22 protein-coding genes are annotated in these 18,684 nt (G+C 58.1%); 8 read left to right on the forward strand and 14 right to left on the reverse strand.

The annotated features are described in order from the left end of the window. Positions 1 to 74 precede the first annotated feature (74 nt). From AC2FF8_RS13575 to AC2FF8_RS13590, 4 genes are all read right to left on the reverse strand, one after another. Positions 75 to 2,753 (reverse strand): ATP-binding protein, encoded by a 2,679-nt coding sequence (locus AC2FF8_RS13575; RefSeq protein WP_496879932.1) that lies wholly within the window; start codon positions 2,751 to 2,753, stop codon positions 75 to 77. After that, positions 2,753 to 3,061: a hypothetical protein gene (locus tag AC2FF8_RS13580; RefSeq protein WP_254439984.1), complete on the reverse strand. Its 309-nt coding sequence runs from the start codon at positions 3,059 to 3,061 to the stop codon at positions 2,753 to 2,755. The genes AC2FF8_RS13575 and AC2FF8_RS13580 overlap by 1 nt, the downstream gene beginning before the upstream one ends. Continuing rightward, positions 3,058 to 3,438 carry a response regulator transcription factor gene (locus AC2FF8_RS13585; RefSeq protein WP_152457354.1) on the reverse strand — a complete coding sequence of 127 codons (381 nt, stop codon included), beginning with the start codon at positions 3,436 to 3,438 and terminating at the stop codon, positions 3,058 to 3,060. Before AC2FF8_RS13585 ends, AC2FF8_RS13580 begins: the two co-directional genes overlap by 4 nt. Before the next feature lie 78 nt (positions 3,439 to 3,516). After that, a complete protein-coding gene (locus AC2FF8_RS13590) occupies positions 3,517 to 4,809 on the reverse strand; it encodes a helix-turn-helix domain-containing protein (protein WP_496879933.1) in 1,293 nt (430 codons plus the stop codon). 189 nt (positions 4,810 to 4,998) lie between these two features. On the opposite strand from AC2FF8_RS13590, the gene AC2FF8_RS13595 reads away from it, so the two are divergent. The 4 genes from AC2FF8_RS13595 (at position 4,999) to aat (ending at position 8,221) form a co-directional block, all read left to right on the forward strand. Next, positions 4,999 to 5,535, forward strand: coding sequence for a LuxR C-terminal-related transcriptional regulator (locus tag AC2FF8_RS13595; RefSeq protein ID WP_496879934.1), 537 nt, complete (start codon positions 4,999 to 5,001; stop codon positions 5,533 to 5,535). Positions 5,536 to 5,686: 151 nt separating this feature from the next. After that, positions 5,687 to 6,181, forward strand: a complete 495-nt coding sequence (gene accB / locus AC2FF8_RS13600) for an acetyl-CoA carboxylase biotin carboxyl carrier protein (protein WP_170345072.1) — start codon at positions 5,687 to 5,689, stop codon at positions 6,179 to 6,181. 9 nt (positions 6,182 to 6,190) lie between these two features. Continuing rightward, the gene (gene accC, locus AC2FF8_RS13605; protein ID WP_480685425.1) at positions 6,191 to 7,537 is read left to right on the forward strand and encodes an acetyl-CoA carboxylase biotin carboxylase subunit; all 1,347 of its coding nucleotides are present in this window, start codon (positions 6,191 to 6,193) and stop codon (positions 7,535 to 7,537) included. A 51-nt stretch (positions 7,538 to 7,588) separates the two neighbouring features. Continuing rightward, positions 7,589 to 8,221, forward strand: a complete 633-nt coding sequence (gene aat / locus AC2FF8_RS13610; RefSeq protein WP_496880053.1) for a leucyl/phenylalanyl-tRNA--protein transferase — start codon at positions 7,589 to 7,591, stop codon at positions 8,219 to 8,221. Here aat and AC2FF8_RS13615 read toward each other — a convergent pair. The 6 genes from AC2FF8_RS13615 to AC2FF8_RS13640 all read right to left on the reverse strand — a co-directional run bounded on the left by AC2FF8_RS13615 (position 8,176) and on the right by AC2FF8_RS13640 (position 12,057). After that, complete coding sequence (locus tag AC2FF8_RS13615) at positions 8,176 to 8,544, reverse strand: DUF2155 domain-containing protein (protein ID WP_496872776.1); 369 nt, start codon at positions 8,542 to 8,544, stop codon at positions 8,176 to 8,178. The genes aat and AC2FF8_RS13615 overlap by 46 nt on opposite strands. After that, positions 8,541 to 8,993: an outer membrane lipid asymmetry maintenance protein MlaD gene (mlaD, locus tag AC2FF8_RS13620; RefSeq protein ID WP_170345068.1), complete on the reverse strand. Its 453-nt coding sequence runs from the start codon at positions 8,991 to 8,993 to the stop codon at positions 8,541 to 8,543. The genes AC2FF8_RS13615 and mlaD overlap by 4 nt, the downstream gene beginning before the upstream one ends. Before the next feature lie 11 nt (positions 8,994 to 9,004). Continuing rightward, on the reverse strand, positions 9,005 to 9,388 hold the full coding sequence (locus AC2FF8_RS13625; RefSeq protein ID WP_170345067.1) for an NADH:ubiquinone oxidoreductase subunit NDUFA12: 384 nt from the start codon (positions 9,386 to 9,388) through the stop codon (positions 9,005 to 9,007). Positions 9,389 to 9,467: 79 nt separating this feature from the next. Beyond that, complete coding sequence (locus tag AC2FF8_RS13630; protein ID WP_496879935.1) at positions 9,468 to 9,830, reverse strand: RidA family protein; 363 nt, start codon at positions 9,828 to 9,830, stop codon at positions 9,468 to 9,470. A gap of 194 nt (positions 9,831 to 10,024) precedes the next feature. Continuing rightward, a complete protein-coding gene (gene clpX, locus AC2FF8_RS13635; RefSeq protein WP_257600269.1) occupies positions 10,025 to 11,293 on the reverse strand; it encodes an ATP-dependent Clp protease ATP-binding subunit ClpX in 1,269 nt (422 codons plus the stop codon). Between the two features lie 131 nt (positions 11,294 to 11,424). After that, a complete protein-coding gene (locus tag AC2FF8_RS13640; protein ID WP_117869644.1) occupies positions 11,425 to 12,057 on the reverse strand; it encodes an ATP-dependent Clp protease proteolytic subunit in 633 nt (210 codons plus the stop codon). 368 nt (positions 12,058 to 12,425) lie between these two features. Between AC2FF8_RS13640 and AC2FF8_RS13645 the strand changes: the two genes are divergently transcribed. The 3 genes from AC2FF8_RS13645 to AC2FF8_RS13655 all read left to right on the forward strand — a co-directional run bounded on the left by AC2FF8_RS13645 (position 12,426) and on the right by AC2FF8_RS13655 (position 14,212). Then, the gene (locus tag AC2FF8_RS13645; protein ID WP_257600268.1) at positions 12,426 to 12,767 is read left to right on the forward strand and encodes an ArsR/SmtB family transcription factor; all 342 of its coding nucleotides are present in this window, start codon (positions 12,426 to 12,428) and stop codon (positions 12,765 to 12,767) included. A 62-nt stretch (positions 12,768 to 12,829) separates the two neighbouring features. Continuing rightward, positions 12,830 to 12,967, forward strand: a complete 138-nt coding sequence (locus AC2FF8_RS13650; protein ID WP_117869646.1) for an entericidin A/B family lipoprotein — start codon at positions 12,830 to 12,832, stop codon at positions 12,965 to 12,967. Between the two features lie 828 nt (positions 12,968 to 13,795). Next, entirely contained in the window at positions 13,796 to 14,212 is a 417-nt protein-coding gene (locus AC2FF8_RS13655) for a type II toxin-antitoxin system Phd/YefM family antitoxin (RefSeq protein WP_496872777.1), read from the forward strand. Between the two features lie 100 nt (positions 14,213 to 14,312). Here AC2FF8_RS13655 and AC2FF8_RS13660 read toward each other — a convergent pair whose 3' ends face one another. The 3 genes from AC2FF8_RS13660 to AC2FF8_RS13670 form a co-directional block, all read right to left on the reverse strand. Continuing rightward, positions 14,313 to 14,762, reverse strand: coding sequence for a hypothetical protein (locus AC2FF8_RS13660; protein ID WP_170345062.1), 450 nt, complete (start codon positions 14,760 to 14,762; stop codon positions 14,313 to 14,315). A gap of 106 nt (positions 14,763 to 14,868) precedes the next feature. Then, positions 14,869 to 15,189 (reverse strand): hypothetical protein, encoded by a 321-nt coding sequence (locus AC2FF8_RS13665; protein ID WP_170345061.1) that lies wholly within the window; start codon positions 15,187 to 15,189, stop codon positions 14,869 to 14,871. Positions 15,190 to 15,272: 83 nt separating this feature from the next. Further along, the gene (locus tag AC2FF8_RS13670) at positions 15,273 to 15,596 is read right to left on the reverse strand and encodes a hypothetical protein (protein ID WP_496879936.1); all 324 of its coding nucleotides are present in this window, start codon (positions 15,594 to 15,596) and stop codon (positions 15,273 to 15,275) included. Positions 15,597 to 16,024: 428 nt separating this feature from the next. Between AC2FF8_RS13670 and AC2FF8_RS13675 the strand changes: the two genes are divergently transcribed. After that, positions 16,025 to 16,738, forward strand: a complete 714-nt coding sequence (locus AC2FF8_RS13675; RefSeq protein ID WP_117869650.1) for a class I SAM-dependent methyltransferase — start codon at positions 16,025 to 16,027, stop codon at positions 16,736 to 16,738. Positions 16,739 to 16,802: 64 nt separating this feature from the next. Here the strand turns inward: AC2FF8_RS13675 and lepA are convergent, their stop codons facing one another. Next, positions 16,803 to 18,602 carry a translation elongation factor 4 gene (gene lepA, locus AC2FF8_RS13680; protein ID WP_425079743.1) on the reverse strand — a complete coding sequence of 600 codons (1,800 nt, stop codon included), beginning with the start codon at positions 18,600 to 18,602 and terminating at the stop codon, positions 16,803 to 16,805. Positions 18,603 to 18,684: the final 82 nt, after the last annotated feature.

Genomic DNA, 18,684 nt, shown 5'->3' on the forward strand with positions numbered 1-18,684 from the left:
CCCGATCACCAGTTGCTTCAATAACTGGCTATTGGTTTACCCTGCCGAGCGTTACGAAGTTCTTTATGGCCGTGTCATTGCGCGGCCTGCTGGAATGCCAAAGGCAGGCTGACCCGGAATGCCGCGCCGCCCTGCCCGGGCAAATATGTGATCTCACCGCCCAACCGTTGCATGATCTCGCGGCAAATGGCCAAGCCCAGACCTGCGCCCCCTGCCTTGTCGACCCCGACTCGGGCAAATTTCTCGAACACCATCGAACGCGCGCCGGGGGGAATGCCGCTGCCGTTGTCGATGAAATCGATGATGACCCTGCCGCCGACGTCGTGGGCTGAAATGACCAATACCGGATCTTCCGCGTCACAGTATTTCTGCGCGTTCGAGATCAGATTGATGAACACCTGCCCCAACCGGTCCAGATCCGTATGCAGGCGCATTCGCTCTGCCGTAAGAGTCCGCCGGACCATGATTTTCCGCTCTGCTCCGGCCAGTGCGCTGGACACCGCCCGGTCCAGAACCGAACGCAAACTGTCATCGCTGAGGTTCAGATTGACCTGCCCGTTTTCCAGCACGCTCAAGTCCAGCAGATCGTCGAGAAGCCGGGTCAGGCGCAAGGCCTCATCGTGAATGATTGCGGCATAGCGGGTCTGCTCCTCTCGGCTCAGGCCCTCTGTATCCCGCATGATCTCGGAAAACGCCCGGATCGAGGTCATCGGCGTGCGCAACTCGTGACTGACCTGGCTGAGGAAGCTATCTTTTTGCTCGGAAATCTGCGTCAGTTTGGTGTTTGCTTCACGCAGTTGGCGCGCCGTACGGGACAATTCGGACGACTTCTCTTCCAACCTCCCCGAATACTCCAGAAGCTGCGCCGATTCATCCGCCACCGCAAGGAGGTCTTCTACGGAAACTGAAGACCCACCGACGATCTGAGCGATCATCGCATGTGCCGTGGCGGTGCCAACCGACCCGCTCAACTCTCTCTCCAGACGGTTGAGGAAACCCGGGGTCGGTTCCGGCATATGCGACCGGCCACCCTGTTTTTCAGCCTCAGCCTGAAAGAACTCCTGCGCCGGGGCGGTGCCCAGAATACGCTGTGTCATGATCATCAGATCTTCGCTTTGCGCCACCGAACCGGACCAGCCACCCGGTGAAACCGAGTGATCGAAAACGTTGACGAACTGCGCGCCCTGCAAACGCTCCAGAGGGCTGGGAAAGCTCAGCAGGGACGCCACGCAAAAGGCAATGGTATTGAGGGACAGAGACCACATCACGGTATGGACCATCGGGTCGATCCCTTCGATCCCGAACAGCGCATGAGGACGCAACCAGGCAAGGCCGAACAGCCCATTCTGCATGACGGCCTCCGGCATCCACGGCGCGCCCATACCCGGCAACAACAGCGTATAAATCCACAATGAGAAACCGACGCTCAACCCGACAAGTGCCCCTGTGCGGGTTGCTCCGCGCCAGAACAATCCCCCGACCAAAGCAGGCAGGATCTGCGAGATGCCCGCAAAGGCGATCAATCCGATCGAGGCCAGTGCCGCACCCCCGCCGGACAACCGATAATAGAAGAAACCCAACGCCATGATCACGGCGATGGAAACACGGCGCGCTATCAAAACAATGCTGCGCACATCGCCCGAGACTGACCCTGTTCCTTCATGCGTGCTCAGCCAAATCGGCATGACCACATGGTTCGACACCATCGTCGACAAGGCCATTGCGCTGACGATGACCATCGACGTTGCGGACGAAAACCCGCCGATAAAGGACAGCATGGCCAACCAGTCATTGCCCTGCGACAGCGGTACCGTCAGCACGAACAGGTCGGGATTGGCCCCCTCTGGCAACAGGTCCAGACCAACGACGGCAATTGGCACGACAAAAAGGCTCATCAAAAGCAGATAGAGCGGAAACGCCCAAGCGGCGGTTCGCAGATGGCTTTCGTCATCGTTTTCGACCACCATCACCTGAAACATGCGCGGCAGGCAGATAAAGGCCGCGGCGGACAGGAATATGAAAGTTGTCCAGCGCCCGGCATCGACGTTCCACTGTCCGATTTCCGAGGCATCTATCCGCTCCATCATCGGGCCAACGCCACCGGCAATGCCCCACACCACGAAAACGCCCACGGCGATAAGAGCAAACAGCTTGACAACGGCTTCCACGGCAATGGCGGTGACCACACCGTGGTGACGCTCGTTTACGTCCAAATTGCGCGTACCGAAGAGAATTGCGAACACGGCCAGCCCCGCGGCGACCCAGAAAACACTGGCCCCTTCGCGATACAGACCTGATGGATCGGCTTCGGCGAATATCGAAAATGAAAGGGTAATCGATTGCAACTGGAGCGCGATGTAGGGTGTCCCGCCAAGCACGGCCAGAACGGTCACACACACGGCAAGCGTGTTCGACTTGCCATAGCGCGATGACAACAGGTCCGCGATCGAGGTCACCCGCTGACTGCGCCCGACCCTCACCAGTTTGCGCAGTCCCCACCACCAACTGACCATCACCAGGGTTGGGCCAAGGTAAATCGTTACAAACTCCAACCCGGACCGCGCGGCATTGCCCACCGCACCATAGAATGTCCATGCCGTGCAATAGATCGACAGCGACAAGGTATAGATCAGGGGCGACCGCAGCCACTTGCCCCGCCCTGCCGCAGCCATCCGGTCAGCGGCGAAAGCCACGGCGAACAAGAAAACGACATAGCCAAGGCAGACCAGGATCAGCGTGTTAATGGTTGCCATCACTCAGCGTCCGCGTCCTGATCCTCGCGCACGCCCAAACGGCGGGCGGCAATTCCAAAAAACAACCCAACCACGATCAGCGCGCCCCAGCAGACAAAGATGTAGTACATTGCTGAAGACAGGGGGACAGCCTCGCCCTTGCCGGGCTGATCGGGCCACAGCAACGGAAGCGCCAGCAGCGCCGCCCCCAAGAACGGCAGCAGCCGCGCCGCATCCGCCAGCCTACGTCGGCGATAGCTTTGACGTTCGAGAAAAAGCGAGGGGCGTGCGCCCTGTGGTGCGTCCTTTTTGCCCTCGCCAGACATCATATCCGTGTCGCCTGCGCGTGAAGATCGCGCACGGCCGTCAGAACTTCGGCATTGGAAAACGGTTTGGTCATGAAACGGCTGACGCCTGCGTTTTCCGCCATTTCCCTGTCGCGCGATTGACCGCGCGCCGTCAGCATCAAAACCGGCAAACCTGCCAGTTCCTCCATTTCTCGGATGTCCCGCAGGATATCCATGCCGCTCTTGCCCGGCAGCATGACGTCCAGAATGACCAGATCGGGCTGTGCCCTCTGAATCACCTGAACCGCATCCGTGCCATCGCCATGCGTGTCCACCTGCCATCCCTCGCGGGTCAACAGAAACCGGATTGCTTCGGCAATGTTCGGCTCGTCCTCGATCAACAGAACCTTACGGCTCATATTTTCAGTTCCTCCCCAAGACCGTTCCTCCATCCTCAGATCGGTCCCCGCCAGATTAAGCCTTCTGTCGGGAAAGTGTCAAAAGCCTTCGCTCAAAATCGACGGTTCGCGGCGGGCCTTGCAGGCATTGCTGGGACAGACGCGGCAGTTTGGCCCGACTTGCGTGACCGGAGCGCCGCCTGCCGCCTCGTTGCCCGAACGGACCAGCATAACCGAACGATAAACGGGATCCTGATCATACCCCAATACCGCATAAGGCCAAGCATAGGCGAAGCATTCGAATTCAGCCGGGGTCCGCCCCATCTGGACAACCTGCTTGCGCACCGGAACAAGTGGGCGGCTCAAAGCCGTGAACAACGGCCACAGCGGGCAAACCTCACCATGCCGCGCCAAAGCAAAGCCCGGAATCGGCTTGATGAACAATATGCTGCCGGATGCATCGCAAAGCACCATGCCAACCGGCTGCGGCAACACGTCATCGGGTATGAACGCCAGTCGTCGCAGAACGGTGGCGACGTCTACGGAAAAGCGATAAGCCAACGCGATGGGATCCGTGTCGCCTTTTTGCAGACGTGATCGAAGCGCATCCAGCGGCAAAGCGATTGCATCATCGCGATACATCTTCAGAACTTCACGCGCCACAGTTCGCGCAGCCGACGTGTTGAGACTGCTCAGATCAACGGCATCCACATCCTCGCCCTGTTCCAATTCCGAAAAACTGTACCTGCGGGATTCGAAGAACGCTTCGACCTCTTCAAGCGGAACACCGCGCGGATCGATTGACGAGTCGCTTTCGTCCAGAAAGGTTACAAGTGCCTTTGAACTGCCGGCCAGCCGCTCTGCATCCTGGTGCAGGTTTTTGTGAAATCGTTCCCGCCACTCTGCTTCGATGTCCTCTGTGTCTGCAAGAATTGCCGCCGTTGAACGAATCGCCGCCGCCGTTGACAGCACTTCGTGCATTGATGCCGCAAGATGCGGGTCATGAGTCAGCCGGTCTGACAGGATCTCGACATTCCGTTCAAGCGAAACAACACGGCGGTGCATCTGCGCAAGCACCCCGGCCCATCCGGGAAAGCGCCCGGCAAATTCCTCCAGCCCGTCCACTTCGGCCTGCTGCCCGACGGCGTCATCCGCCGCCTCCCGCAGGGCCGACACAAGGGTCGCCTCGATCCCCTGTGTCAGGACTGAGGATTCGACGGAAAGCGCAGACGCTATATCCACCAGCAATTTGCCACCGATCCGGCGGCGGTTATGTTCGATCAGGTTCAGGTAGGACGCGGATATCCCGGCAAGGCGGGCAAGTTCCGCCTGCCGAAGCCCGGCAATCTGCCGTCTTTCCCGAATGCGGCTTCCCGTCAACATATCACGCACGATCATATTCTCCTGACCAGGCTTCAGCCTCTTTTTTCAGAACATATCATGTGTTTCATCGGTTTACCCAGGGATTTTCAAACCGTATTTACAACCTTGACAAAAGCGGCAGCCGCCAATGCGCATCAATGGCCACAGGAAACCGCATCTCCCCTTCAATTCCGCGTGGTTTCCCGGCACGATAAGCGGATGAGTGACCCCGCCTTTGAATATGCACCGATCGGGCTTGTTGAGCTGGAGAACCGGATCATCAGACGCTGCAATCTGCAATTCGCCCGCACTTTCGGCGGGGAAGAGGCCGATTACCGCAACATGCCGCTGTTGCATCTCTATCCCTCGGTCGCGGATTGGGAGAGGATCGGGGAACGCAGCCTGCAAGTGATGCGAGACACCGGGTACTACACGGATGAACGCGTCATGCGGCGTCGCAATGGCGGTCTGTTCTGGTGCCGCGCCCGTGGCCGCTCTTTGACGCCCGATGACCCCTTCCGCCACGGAATCTGGAGCTTTTCCGACATCTCGGAAGAACGTCCCCTTGTCGAATTGACCGTGCGAGAACGCGAAGTGGCGATCCTGTCCTGCCGCGGCCTGTCCGCCAAGGAAATCGGCGTCGAACTGGGCCTGAGTTACCGCACAATCGAAGCCTATCGCGCCCGCTTGCTTGAGAAATTCGGCGCCCGCAAACTGCCCGAGCTTGTCGCCAAATTGTCGGGGATGCCTCTGTAACCTGTCCGCCCCTTTAAATTATACGGGATTCCCGCCTGTGATGGTGCGAGTCGGCGCTTTTCATGCACCGCCGCTTAGCCTATAACCCTGCGTAATTTGATCAGAGCCCGCAAGAAACAGACGGGCCAAAGGGGAACCGTCGAGGACACTCATGACAGACACCAAACACGAAGCGGATGTGGCATTCATCAAGGCTCTGGCCGAGTTGCTGCGTGACAACGACCTGACCGAATTGCAGGTCAAGCGCGAATATGGCGAGGAAGACAGCCTGAACGTGCGCGTTAGCCGCATGACACAGGCCGCAGCCGCACCAGTTCAGGTTGCCGTCCCTGCGGCGGCGCCAGCTCCTGCTGCTGCGGCTGCGCCTGCCGTGGCCGAAGCCCCTGCTGCCCAGGAAGATCCAGCCAGCCACCCCGGCGCTGTAACGTCGCCCATGGTTGGCACCGTCTACATGCAGCCCGAGCCCGGCGCCCCCGCATTTATCTCGGTCGGCGCCTCCGTGTCCGAAGGCGACACTCTGCTGATTGTCGAAGCGATGAAGACCATGAACCACATCCACGCGCCCAAGTCGGGTACCGTCAAGCGTGTTCTGGTCGGCGATGGCGACGCTGTGGAATTCGGCACTCCTCTGGTCATCATCGAGTAAGGCGGGCCCATGTTCGACAAGATCCTGATTGCCAACCGAGGCGAGATCGCCCTGCGCGTCATCCGCGCCGCCCGCGAGATGGGGATTAAGACGGTAGCCGTCCACTCCACCGCGGATAGCGACGCGATGCATGTGCGCATGGCGGACGAATCGGTCTGCATCGGCCCCCCGCCCAGCCCCCAGAGTTACCTGTCCGTGCCCGCGATCATTTCGGCCTGTGAAATCACCGGAGCGCAGGCGATCCACCCCGGCTATGGCTTCCTGTCCGAGAATGCCGAGTTCGTGCAGATCGTCGAAGATCACGGAATCACGTTCATCGGCCCCACTGCGGAACACATCCGCGTCATGGGCGACAAGATTACGGCCAAGGACACGATGAAGGCTCTGGGCGTACCTTGTGTGCCGGGATCAGACGGCGGCGTGCCTGATCTTGCGACGGCCAAGAAGATCGGTGAGGAATTCGGCTATCCGGTCATCATCAAGGCTACCGCAGGCGGCGGCGGTCGCGGCATGAAAGTTGCGATGAACGCTGACGAAATGGAAAGCGCCTTCATGACTGCACGGGCCGAAGGCAAGGCCGCCTTTGGCAATGACGAAGTCTATATCGAGAAATACCTGACCACGCCGCGCCACATCGAAATTCAGGTGTTTGGCGACGGGAAAGGCAAGGCAGTTCATCTGGGCGAACGGGATTGTTCGCTTCAGCGGCGCCACCAGAAGGTGTTCGAAGAGGCCCCCGGCCCCTGCATCACCCCCGAAGAACGCGCCAAGATCGGCAAGGTCTGCGCCGACGCGGTCGCCAAGATCAACTATATCGGCGCCGGCACCATCGAGTTCCTCTACGAAAATGGCGAGTTCTATTTCATCGAAATGAACACCCGCCTTCAGGTGGAACACCCGGTCACCGAAGGTATCTTTGGCGTCGACCTGGTGCGCGAGCAAATCCTTGTCGCCGCGGGTGAACCGATGTCGTTCGGTCAGGACGATCTGGAAATCAACGGCCACGCCATCGAGGTTCGGATCAACGCCGAAAAGCTGCCGAATTTCTCGCCCTGTCCCGGCAAGATCACCGCGTACCACGCACCGGGTGGCCTTGGCGTTCGGATGGACTCTGCTCTTTATGACGGGTATTCGATTCCACCCTATTATGACTCGCTGATCGCCAAGCTGATCGTGCAGGGCCGTGACCGGGCCGAAGCGCTGGCCCGACTGGAACGCGCATTGGGGGAGTTGATTGTCGACGGCATCGATACCACGGTCCCTCTGTTCCACGCACTGTTGCAGGAACCCGATCTGCGCAGCGGCGACTACAACATCCACTGGCTGGAGCGCTGGCTTGCGGAGAACATGGAATAATAGTCACCAAGGACCGGAGGGCCCATGCCCTCCGGTTGCCTCATACCTGACATGAGCCTGTCCCCCGAACTTTTGTTGCATGGCTATTCCATCGGTATCTTTCCGATGGCCGAGCATCGCGATGACCCCGAGCTGTTTTGGGTCGATCCCAAGTTCCGCGGCGTCTTTCCACTGGACGGATTCCACATTTCTCGAAGCCTGGCGCGCCGTATCCGAAACTGCGGGTTCGATATTTCGATCGACAAGGATTTTTCAGGCGTCGTCGACGGGTGTGCCGACAGGGCCGATACCTGGATCAACGCCCAGCTTCATAACCTGTACCGTCAGTTGCACCAAACCGGGCATGCGCATTCATTGGAAATCTGGGAAGACGATGCGCTGGTGGGGGGCGTCTATGGCGTGACCCTGGGCGCGGCATTCTTTGGCGAAAGCATGTTTTCAAGGCGCAAGGACGCTTCGAAAATCGCCCTCGCCTATCTTGTGGACCGCCTGCGGCAAACCGGCTTCCGCCTGTTTGACACGCAGTTTCTGACCGCGCACCTGGCCTCTTTGGGCGCAATCGAAATTCCGCGCGGTGCCTACAAGAAAGAACTGGAAGAGGCCTTGAACCACAGCGCCGATTTCTCGGCACCGCTGAATCAGTCGGCGGCGGGTGTGATACACCGTATGACCCAAACGTCATAACGCGCGTGATCCAGCGCATTCAACGCGGGGGAGGTTGCGATCATCCAACCGTCAAACAGCTGATCGGCCTTTCCGCTCTCCCAGATGGTCAGATAGGCGAATGCGTCACCGGTTGGATTGTCAACAGGATAACGGCAATCCCCCAGGGCAACATCCAGCCCAAAAACCGCTGCCGTCTCGCCGGTCTGCAATTCAACATCGACAGTCTGGCCGTTCACCTTGTCGAGGCCCCGCAACATTGCCCCGGGTCCAGATTGAACTTTCTGCTGCGCAGCCGCACCAGTGCCGGCCAGCAACAAGGCAAGAAACGCGGCGCGTATCATTCGCTGCCGTCTCCGGCTACGAACTTGACCAGTAGCGAAATCAGGCTGACCGCGCCCTGTGTATCCTCGATCTCATCGCCGGGATCAAAGTAGAATGGCGAGCCGCCGGGCATTACCTCGACGAAATTGCCCCCCAGCAGACCTTCTGACGAAATGACTATGGCACTGTCGTCCGGCACCAGAATCCCGTCTGCAATCGTGAAAGTCGTGTCAGCTCGATAGGTTTCAGGGTTCAGGGTGACGCCCGTCACGGTTCCGATCTTGACGCCGGCAAGGCGCACATCCGTGCCGACACCCACGCCCTCCAGTGATCTGAAAGACGCGCCCAGCTCATATCCAGCGGCCCCTTGCGACAAGCCCGTCGATTGGCTGGCATAGACACCAAACGCCACGGCACCGGCCAATACGACACCGCCGACAAGAACTTCGGTCCAGTTGTGGGTCGACATTATCGCCTCGTCTATTCCGGGCTCCAGGCCTCATAGTCCTTACGTTCAACCGGTTCCGCGCGACGCAGAGATCCGGCCGGAGCATAGGCCAGCGCGGTGCCGGTCAGGTTTTCCTGATGTGGTTTTTCCCAGGATTTATGCGGCAGCGGTTTATCCGTCGGAGGCTCGTCCCAAGTGCGATGCAACCAACCATGCCATTCAGGATCAACCCGGCTGGCTTCGGCCTCGCCATTGAAGATAACCCAACGCCTGCTGTCATCGGCATTGCGGTAAAACACGTTGCCTTCATTGTCTTCGCCCACTTTCACGCCCTTGCGTGCAGTGTAGATCTGAGTGTTCAAAGTCGACCCATTCCACCAGGTCACGGCTCGCAAAAGACTGTTCAGGATTCCCATCGGGTGCCTCCGGCATTTCGTCGAGGAAAGGTATGGACCAAAGGCCCGCCAAGGTCCAGTACCCCTGATACCACCTGCGTCACTCCGGCAGAAAGGCGGTCACTTCGATCTCGATCCTGTATTTCGGATCGATCAAACCGCATTCGATCATTGTCGCTGCCGGAGGATTGGCTCCGAAAATTTCGGCTAGGATCGGCCAGCACGGCTCGAACTCACTGCGATCGGGCAGCATGTATGTGACGCGAACCACATCGTGAAAGCCCGCGCCAGCCTCTGCCAAAGCCTTCTCGATCGTCGCCAGGGCTGATCGGCACTGTTCAACCGCGCCTTCACCCTGCCCGACAGTACCGGCGACGTGAACCCATCCGCCCGCGACCACCGCACGGCAGTACCCGACCTTGGCTTCGAACTCACCGCCCGAAGAAATGCGCTTCACTGCCATAATTCGTCACCTTTGTTGTTCGAAAACTTGCTTAAGCTTCCGCCGCCTAACTGCACCGACACTCATGTGCGAGCGACGGATCCACAGCTTCATCTGGCTAAAAATATCCCGGGGGGATGCCCGAAGGGCAGCGGGGGCAGAGCCCCCTGAACCGGTTCAAGTGAAGTCCCACCGTCGCGGCAAATAGCCCGATCTCAACCGGCCGATGCCGACTCCGGTGCAGCGTCGGTATAGATGAACAGAGGCTGCGAGTCAGACATGACCGCCTCTTCGTTCACCACAACTTCGCTGACATTCTTCATTCCAGGCAATTCGAACATCGTATCCAGCAGAATATCTTCCAGGATCGACCGCAGACCCCGCGCGCCGGTTTTGCGCTCGATGGCCTTTTTGGCGATTGCCTTCAAGGCATCATCCGTAAAGGCCAGCTCAACATCCTCTAGTTCGAACAGACGCTGGTATTGCTTGACCAATGCGTTCTTGGGCTTGGTCAGGATAGTCACCAGCGCGTCTTCATCCAGGTCCTCAAGCGTCGCCAGAACCGGCAGACGACCGACGAATTCCGGGATCAGGCCAAATTTCAGAAGATCCTCGGGTTCCAGTTCCTTGAATATCTCGCCGACACCGCGGTCATCATTGTCGCGTACATCGGCGCCAAAGCCCATGGCCGAACCTTTGCCGCGTTGCGCGATGATCTTGTCCAGACCCGCGAATGCACCGCCACAGATGAACAGAATGTTCGTTGTGTCCACTTGCAGGAATTCCTGCTGGGGATGCTTGCGGCCACCCTGTGGGGGGACGCTGGCCACTGTCCCCTCCATCAGTTTCAGCAATGCCTGCTGCACGCCCTCACCGGACACGTCACGCGTGATCGAGGGGTTTTCGGATTTGCGGGTAATCTTGTCGACCTCATCGATATAGACGATGCCGCGCTGCGCACGTTCGACGTTGTACTCACTCGCCTGCAACAGCTTTAGAATGATGTTTTCGACATCCTCACCCACATAGCCGGCTTCGGTCAGGGTGGTCGCGTCAGCCATGGTAAACGGCACGTCCAGAATACGCGCCAGCGTTTGCGCCAGCAGCGTTTTACCGCAACCGGTCGGGCCGATCAGCAGGATATTCGACTTTGCCAGTTCGATATCGCTGCCCGCTTTCTGAGCGTGGTTCAAACGCTTGTAATGGTTGTGAACGGCAACCGACAGAACCCGCTTTGCGGTGGCCTGACCGATTACATAATCGTCCAGCACTTCGCAGATATCCTTGGGCGTCGGAACACCGTCAGAAGACTTCAGCCCGCTGGCCTTGGTCTCTTCGCGGATGATGTCCATGCACAGCTCAACACATTCATCACAGATGAAAACCGTGGGGCCTGCGATCAGCTTCCGGACTTCATGCTGGCTTTTGCCACAGAAGCTGCAATAGAGCGTGTTTTTCCCATCGCCGCCTGAATTCGTCGCCATGATCTACCTTTCGGGCTTCGTCCCTGCACCCCTTTTCGGGGGCGCTTACACCTGTGTGTGCAGCTTAGGCCAGCACTCTGGCGGCTACAATCTCAAAATGACCCCCGCGCCGGTGACGCGGGGTATTGGCCTCAGGCCTCTTCCGTGTCCATTTTCGCTCGGTTTTCGACGATTTCGTCGATGTGACCCCATTCCTTGGCCTCTTCCGGGCTCATGAAATTGTCACGATCCAGCGCTTTTTCGACCGCCTTTTTCGTCTGTCCGGTATGACGCACGTAGATGTCATACAGGCGATCCTTCAGCTTTTGCGTCTCGGCCGCGTGAATCATGATGTCACTGGCCTGGCCCTGGTACCCGCCGCTGGGCTGGTGCACCATGATGCGGCTGTTGGGCAGCGAAAAGCGCATTCCCTTCTCGCCCCCGGCCAGCAGAACCGAGCCCATCGAGGCCGCCTGACCGATAACCAATGTGGAACATTTCGGCTTGATGTATTGCATTGTGTCGTAAATCGACAAACCGCTGGTCACCACACCACCGGGCGAGTTGATGTAGATCGAGATTTCCTTGTTCGGGTTTTCTGCCTCGAGGTGCAGCAATTGCGCCACAACAAGATGGCTCATCCCATCATGGATCGGTCCGTTGATGAATATGATCCGCTCTTTCAGCAGGCGGGAGAAAATATCATAGGCGCGCTCGCCCCGGCTGGTCTGCTCAACGACCATGGGGACAAGTGTATTCATGTAGGTTTCTACGGGATCGAACATTCGTAACCTGCCTGTTTAGCTATGGATCGGGACAATATCCCAACAAGTGTTACCTGAGTCTTAGTGTCGGCTAAGGGGGGCTGCAAGGGGGGGCAAGTGAGAACGCTGACCGAATGTCGATCATCATCAATCGTCAAAGCGAACCATCTGTTGTTTCCGGGGCCGATCCGCCAATCGCCATCATTTGAATTACACGCCCCTTGCGTTTCGGGAACATTCAATCCGAACTCGCCTTTCACACATCACGCTATTTTGATTCATACATATAGAAATGAATGTACGAAACATGTACTGAAGGGGCTCACACTCACGTCTCTTTACGTAACGGAAACAACGCCCGGCCAACGGGTTTGCAAGGAACTCAATCGATGGCACTTCCTCAGCTGTCCAATGACATGTCACAAGAAGATTTTGACCGCATGGTCACCAACGCGACACGCGCGTCCAATTTCCTCAAGGCTATAAGCCACGAAGGCAGATTGATGATCCTGTGCCACCTTGTGTCAGGTGAAAAATCCGTCACCGAACTGGAAGAGTTGCTGTCCGCCAGGCAAGCCGCTGTTTCACAGCAGCTTTCCCGTCTGCGACTTGAAGGGCTGGTGATACCTCGCAGGGAAGGTAAAGCCATCTATTATCGTCTGGCGGATGAACGTCCGCGCCGCATGCTCGAAGTCGTTTACGAGCTCTTCTGCGGCGAGGCCTCGGCCTAAGAACTGGTTCCGCCTGAAAAAAGGTGCTACCGAAAAAAAGATCGAGCACCAAGGAGACGAATATGATCCGCGTAATTCTGATTGGCCTGAGTCTGTTTGCACTGACCGCCTGCGAAACCGCAAAAGGCGCCGGCAAGGACATCGAAAAAGCCGGAGATGCCATTCAAGGCGCAGCAACCGACGTGCAGGAAAGCCTGTAAGACACTTTATTTTGCGGCGGGCGTAGAACAATCATCAATATATGGTTGAAAGACCTCGCATGCCGCGGTAGCTTGCCCTTACAGGTGCATAGACGCGGCATTGCATCATCTGACGCTAAATCGGGGCTCTTTTGCACACGCAGAAGAGCCCCGGTCCCTTTCGGCAGGGGTGAGTGGTAGCCTGTATGAAACCGAAATCGGCAAAGGAAAAGGCGTCAGGTGCGCAGACGCGGTCTTTGCATGCATCCTTTCGGACACTCCTGACGCCTTACCGGTTCGATGCGCCCCGAAGGGCACCCCGATCCAGTTGCCCCAGCCTCCTGAGAGACTGCGGCTGCCGCTTTGCCCCCGAAGGAACATCACAGCGTGCATCGGCCTTCTGAGAAGGTGGCCATCCGACTTGGGCACGAAACCCGCACTCGGCCGATCACCCACCGGTAAGCCATTGCAGTTCAACGCAAATCCTAAGATCCGGTCTCTCTGCCAAGACCCCCGGGCCTTTGCGCCCCACCTTCGGTTCCGAAGAACCTGTGTGGTGTTCAGACTGTTGCAGCACGCCTTGTATCTGACAAGAAAATAGCACCGCAGCATGAAAATTAGACGGGGATAAACTGTTGGTATCTGCCGGGAAATCTTTGTGGATAATCCGAGAAGTTTTGACTCCACGCATGTTTGTCCCGGGAAATTTTCAGGCCTGAACCTGACCCCGGTTTTTTGCCCAATGCTGCGGGCGCAAAGGCCACCGCACGCGCCGTTAGTTGAGAATTGCAGGATTTGTACAACCTTCGGACCACCAATCTTTCGAATCGTACATACGGAGATTCGCCGATGCGTTGCACCATTTCCCATGCGCGCGCCAATTTGGGCGCTCTGGTCACCCGTGCACAGGACCCGCGCGAAGTGATCATTCTGACCCGGCACGGCAAACCGCTGGCCGCTCTGGTCTCGGTCGCCGAGGCGAAGCGGATCTGGCATTTGCAGGATGATGACGAGATCGGGTGGAAACACCCGCTGTCGGGCATTCGCGGGATGTGGTCGCGGGGACGCAACATCCCCGGAATGGAACCGGGACCGGACGGCAGCTATGTCACCGCGCGCGAAGCCGCGCTGAAGGTTCGCGAAATCCAGATGGCCCGCGCCGAGGAACGCCGCATTCTTGCGCGGGGCGGTCTGGATCCTGTCGCAGGCGGTGAACTGGCCGCCCGGCCCGTCTCCTCGCTGTGGAGACGATTGTTCCGTTTTTGAGAAGCGGTCCGACCCGCGCGTGGCAACCTACTAACCTCCGCCGCAGTCAATATCGCAGCAGCGGTACTTACCCCCTACAATCGCCCGGGCCGGACACGCTTCAGTTCACCTGACGTTCCAGAACGGTGCTGTAGGTCGTTCCGGTCCGCAGGCTACGGAAATCGGCAAAAATCCTGCCATCTTCGTACCGCGCATCGATCAACGCATTCGCGCCGATCAGCAGAGGTGAGGTTTCGACGATGCCGATACTGCCCGTCCCATCGAGGCTGATGGTGCCGGTGGCCTCGTATTCATTCCAGTCGGTATCGCCATCGCGACGCCATTTGCTGTGCCCCCAGAAAACGTTGCCGTCCTGAAGCTGCACATCCAGCATCCATTCGGCCTGATTGAACCGGGGCTGATCGCCTTTGTAGTAATGGCTGGGCTGGACGGTCGTGTAGGACCCCAGCCATGTGCCGCGCAGGTCGGGCGTGGTATCGGCCAGCGCGGCCGTTCCAAGGGCGAGGGTCGTGGCCAAAGCGGCTGCTCCGGCAGTCATGTATCTGGTCATGGCTCTCTCCTGTTCGTCTGGTCAACAGATTGGGAGGGCACGTGGCGGTTGCAACTTACCTTAGGGAAACTTCATGATTGGTTCACCGGGGGCTTAGAATGGGGCTTCAGGCCCAGGCCAGAGCCGTCCCAACAATGACCAGCGCGATGCCGATCCCCTCGCGATAGGAAAAGTTCTCGCCAAACAGGAAATACGAGGCGATGGCGATCAGCACGACCTCGGCCCCCAGAATGCCGGTATAGATGATGCCCAATCGTTCGTTGCGCAGCGCGGCAAGTTCCAGCGTCGCGGCGGCCAGCAACGTGGCGACGATCAGAAGGGTCAGACCAACACCGGGAATCTTCCACCAGAACTTCATCGAGATCATGGCAACGGAATAGAGACCCGCCGACCCGAGGGCGATAAGGGGGATGAGCGATGTGGACATAAGGGCCTCCTGCCGAGGTTGCCGTTGCGTCAACATTAACAGGTGGGCGAAGTTGAAGCTGTGAGGTTGGTCACAGAGTCCGGTCAGAACACGATTGCGATGAGTTCGGACAGCCCAATCAGACCCAGCAACACATTCGAGGTCAGGATCAGCCCTTTCAGGTTACGCGCCTTCAATCCTTGGGCAAAGCTGGTCTGCGCAAACTCCTCGGTCATGTCGCCACGCAGGTTTTCAACATCTTCCAGCGCGGTCTTGCCCGCCAGAACGCCATAGGTGGTGATCACAAGCACCAGCACGATCAGCGGCAGAGCAACCCCTTCGGCCCCAAACCCGATGACCGCAGCAATGGCGACATAGGCAAAGATCGAGGTGCGCATGATGTCGTAATAATGGTCAAGACGGCGCATCGAAATCTCTGAACGTAATTGCGGGTCCATAACACTTCCCCCTTTGAAAAATCTGTTTGGAATGCGGGGAGTCTAGCACTTTTGGTTGGATTTCAGAAATTGTGCGATTGCCAAGCCGGAGGGAAGCGCCGGCCCGAGGGGGTGGGCGGCGTCTCGGAATTCGTCCAGTGGACGAATTCAGCCGCGAACGGGCAGAGTCCAAGGGCGCAAACGCGCCGCCCGGTTTTTCGAAGGTGAACCCTGTGGTTGACGCAGGAAGGTCATCCCAAAGGCGGGCATTCGTGCTAATACGTTACTGACGGAACTCACTTTAGGCCCACAAAACGAGAATACTTGTTTTTCGCTTCAAAGGTTTACTTTCCATCGCTTCAACAGTTTAACGAAAACCTCGCGTGTAATGGAACTAAAGGGTTTCGAGGAAAAGTACTGTGTCTTCCAACTTCCATCCTTCAGATTATGACGATCTCTTGTCCTCAGCACAGTGGAACGAAAACTTGCGCGACCTCAATCAGTATGTCGCACATTCGCTTGAACAAGTGGGTGAACCACCTGCGCTGAATGGCAATCTGTTCTATGAACACCGCGCGACGGGTTTTCAAACACAGCCATTTATTGAAAGATTCGAACCCAAACGAAGAAATTTCTTTGAGTTGGCCCGACGCTCGACACGTCTGTTCGAAATAGGCGTGAATGCGGGCCACAGCATGTTGTTGGCGCTTATGGCCAACCCTGAAATCAAGTGCGTCGGCGTGGATGTCTGCCAGAGATTGAACCGCCGCTGGGCCCGCGTGGACATTTACGTGCCAGCCGCATTCAACTGGCTAAGGTACAAGTTTCCCGACCGGGTTGAGCTGATCAAAGGAAACTCTCTGATCGAAGCTCCGGCATACGCCCTGAGGCACCCTGATGCGAAAATCGATTTCCTGCACCTGGACGGGGCCAAGGACACGCACCTCAGAGAGGTTCTGGCCCTCCACGCTCTCATGCCGTCCGGTGCATTCATCGTGCATGACGATTCCAACCTCAGACCGGTTCGAATTGCGGACAGACAGTTGAGGCGCCTGAACTTTTCCAAGCCGATTGATTACAGCGAATTCGGCCTGACGGACTGCGAATTCCATTTGGTGCGAGCCGCCACCTGATCAGGTGGCATCAAGCTCGAACCCAAAAAGCAAACCTGTCAGTGACTGTTCAAAACGGACAGCTTCAGCTGTCCATCTTCAAAGCAGAAATAAACGCCTCCTGCGGGATATCGACCTTCCCGAACTGGCGCATTTTCTTCTTACCCGCCTTCTGCTTGTCCAGCAGCTTGCGTTTCCGCGTGGCGTCGCCGCCGTAGCATTTCGCGGTCACGTCCTTGCGTAAGGCAGACAGGGTCTCGCGCGCGATGACCTTGCCTCCGATGGCGGCCTGGATCGGGATTTTGAACATGTGGCGCGGGATCAGGTCCTTGAGCTTTTCGCACATCGCCCGGCCCCGCATCTCGGCCCGGTCGCGATGAACCATGGTCGACAGCGCGTCAACGGGTTCATCATTCACCAGTACCGACATCTTGACCAGGTTGTCCTCGGTATAGCCTGTCATCTGATAGTCAAACGACGCATAGCCCTTGGTCACCGATTTCAGGCGGTCGTAGAAATCAAAAACGACCTCGTTCAGCGGCAGGTCATAGACGACCATGGCGCGGCTGCCCGCATAGGTCAGGTCCAGCTGGATGCCGCGGCGGTCCTGGCAGAGTTTCAGCACGTCGCCAAGGAATTCATCCGGAACCAGGATGGTCGCCTTGATGCGCGGTTCCTCGATATGGTCGACCTTCGACGGGTCGGGCATGTCGGCGGGGTTGTGCAGCTCGATCATCTCGCCGTCTTTCATGTAGACGTGATAAATCACCGACGGCGCGGTGGTGATGAGCTCGATATCATATTCACGTTCGATACGGTCGCGGATGACCTCGAGGTGCAGCAGGCCCAGGAAGCCGCAACGGAAGCCAAAGCCCAGCGCGGCCGAGGTTTCCATTTCGAACGAGAAAGAGGCATCGTTGAGCGCCAGTTTGTCGATCGCATCGCGCAGGTCTTCGAATTCGGCGCTGTCCACCGGGAACAGGCCGCAGAACACCACCGGCTGCGCGGGCTTGAAGCCCGGAAGCGCCTCTTCGGTGCCGTTGCGGTCATTGGTTATGGTGTCACCGACGCGGGTGTCGCGAACCTGCTTGATCGATGCGGTCAGGAACCCGATTTCGCCGGGGCCAAGGCTGTCGACCATCTCCATCTCGGGGCGGAAAACGCCGACGCGGTCGACATGGTGCAGGGTGCCGTTCGACATGAACTTGACCCGCATCCCCTTTTTCAGCGTGCCGTCCATGATGCGGACCAGAACGATGACGCCCAGATAGGCATCGTACCACGAATCCACCAACATCGCCTTGAGAGGCGCGTCCAGCTTGCCCTGCGGGGCGGGCAGTTGCTGCACGATGGCTTCGAGCGTTTCGTGGATGCCCTGCCCCGTCTTGGCGCTGACCTGAATGGCGTCGGTGGCGTCGATGCCGATCACATCCTCGATCTGTTCGGCCACGCGGTCACAGTCAGAGGCCGGCAGGTCGATCTTGTTCAGCACCGGCACGATCTCGTGATCGGCGTCGATGGCCTGATACACGTTTGCCAGCGTCTGCGCCTCGACCCCCTGGGTGGAGTCCACGACCAGCAGCGAACCCTCGACCGCGCGCATCGAGCGGCTGACCTCATAGGCAAAGTCCACATGGCCGGGGGTGTCGATCAGGTTCAGCACGTACTGCTCGCCATTGTCGGCGGTATAGTCGATGCGAACCGTGTTGGCCTTGATGGTGATGCCGCGCTCGCGCTCGATATCCATGCTGTCGAGCAGCTGTTCCTTCATGTCGCGATCCTTGACTGTTCCGGTCTCTTGGATGAGCCGGTCAGCAAGGGTGGATTTGCCATGGTCGATATGCGCGACGATGGAGAAATTGCGGATATGAGCGAGGTCTGTCATGGAGTGGGGATATGTAGGGGAATCGTGGGTTGGTCAATAGAAACGCGACAGAGTTTCTACGTCTTGTCCGCTAAACCACGTT

The sequence above is a fragment of the Ruegeria sp. YTSA144 genome, from assembly GCF_059610125.1.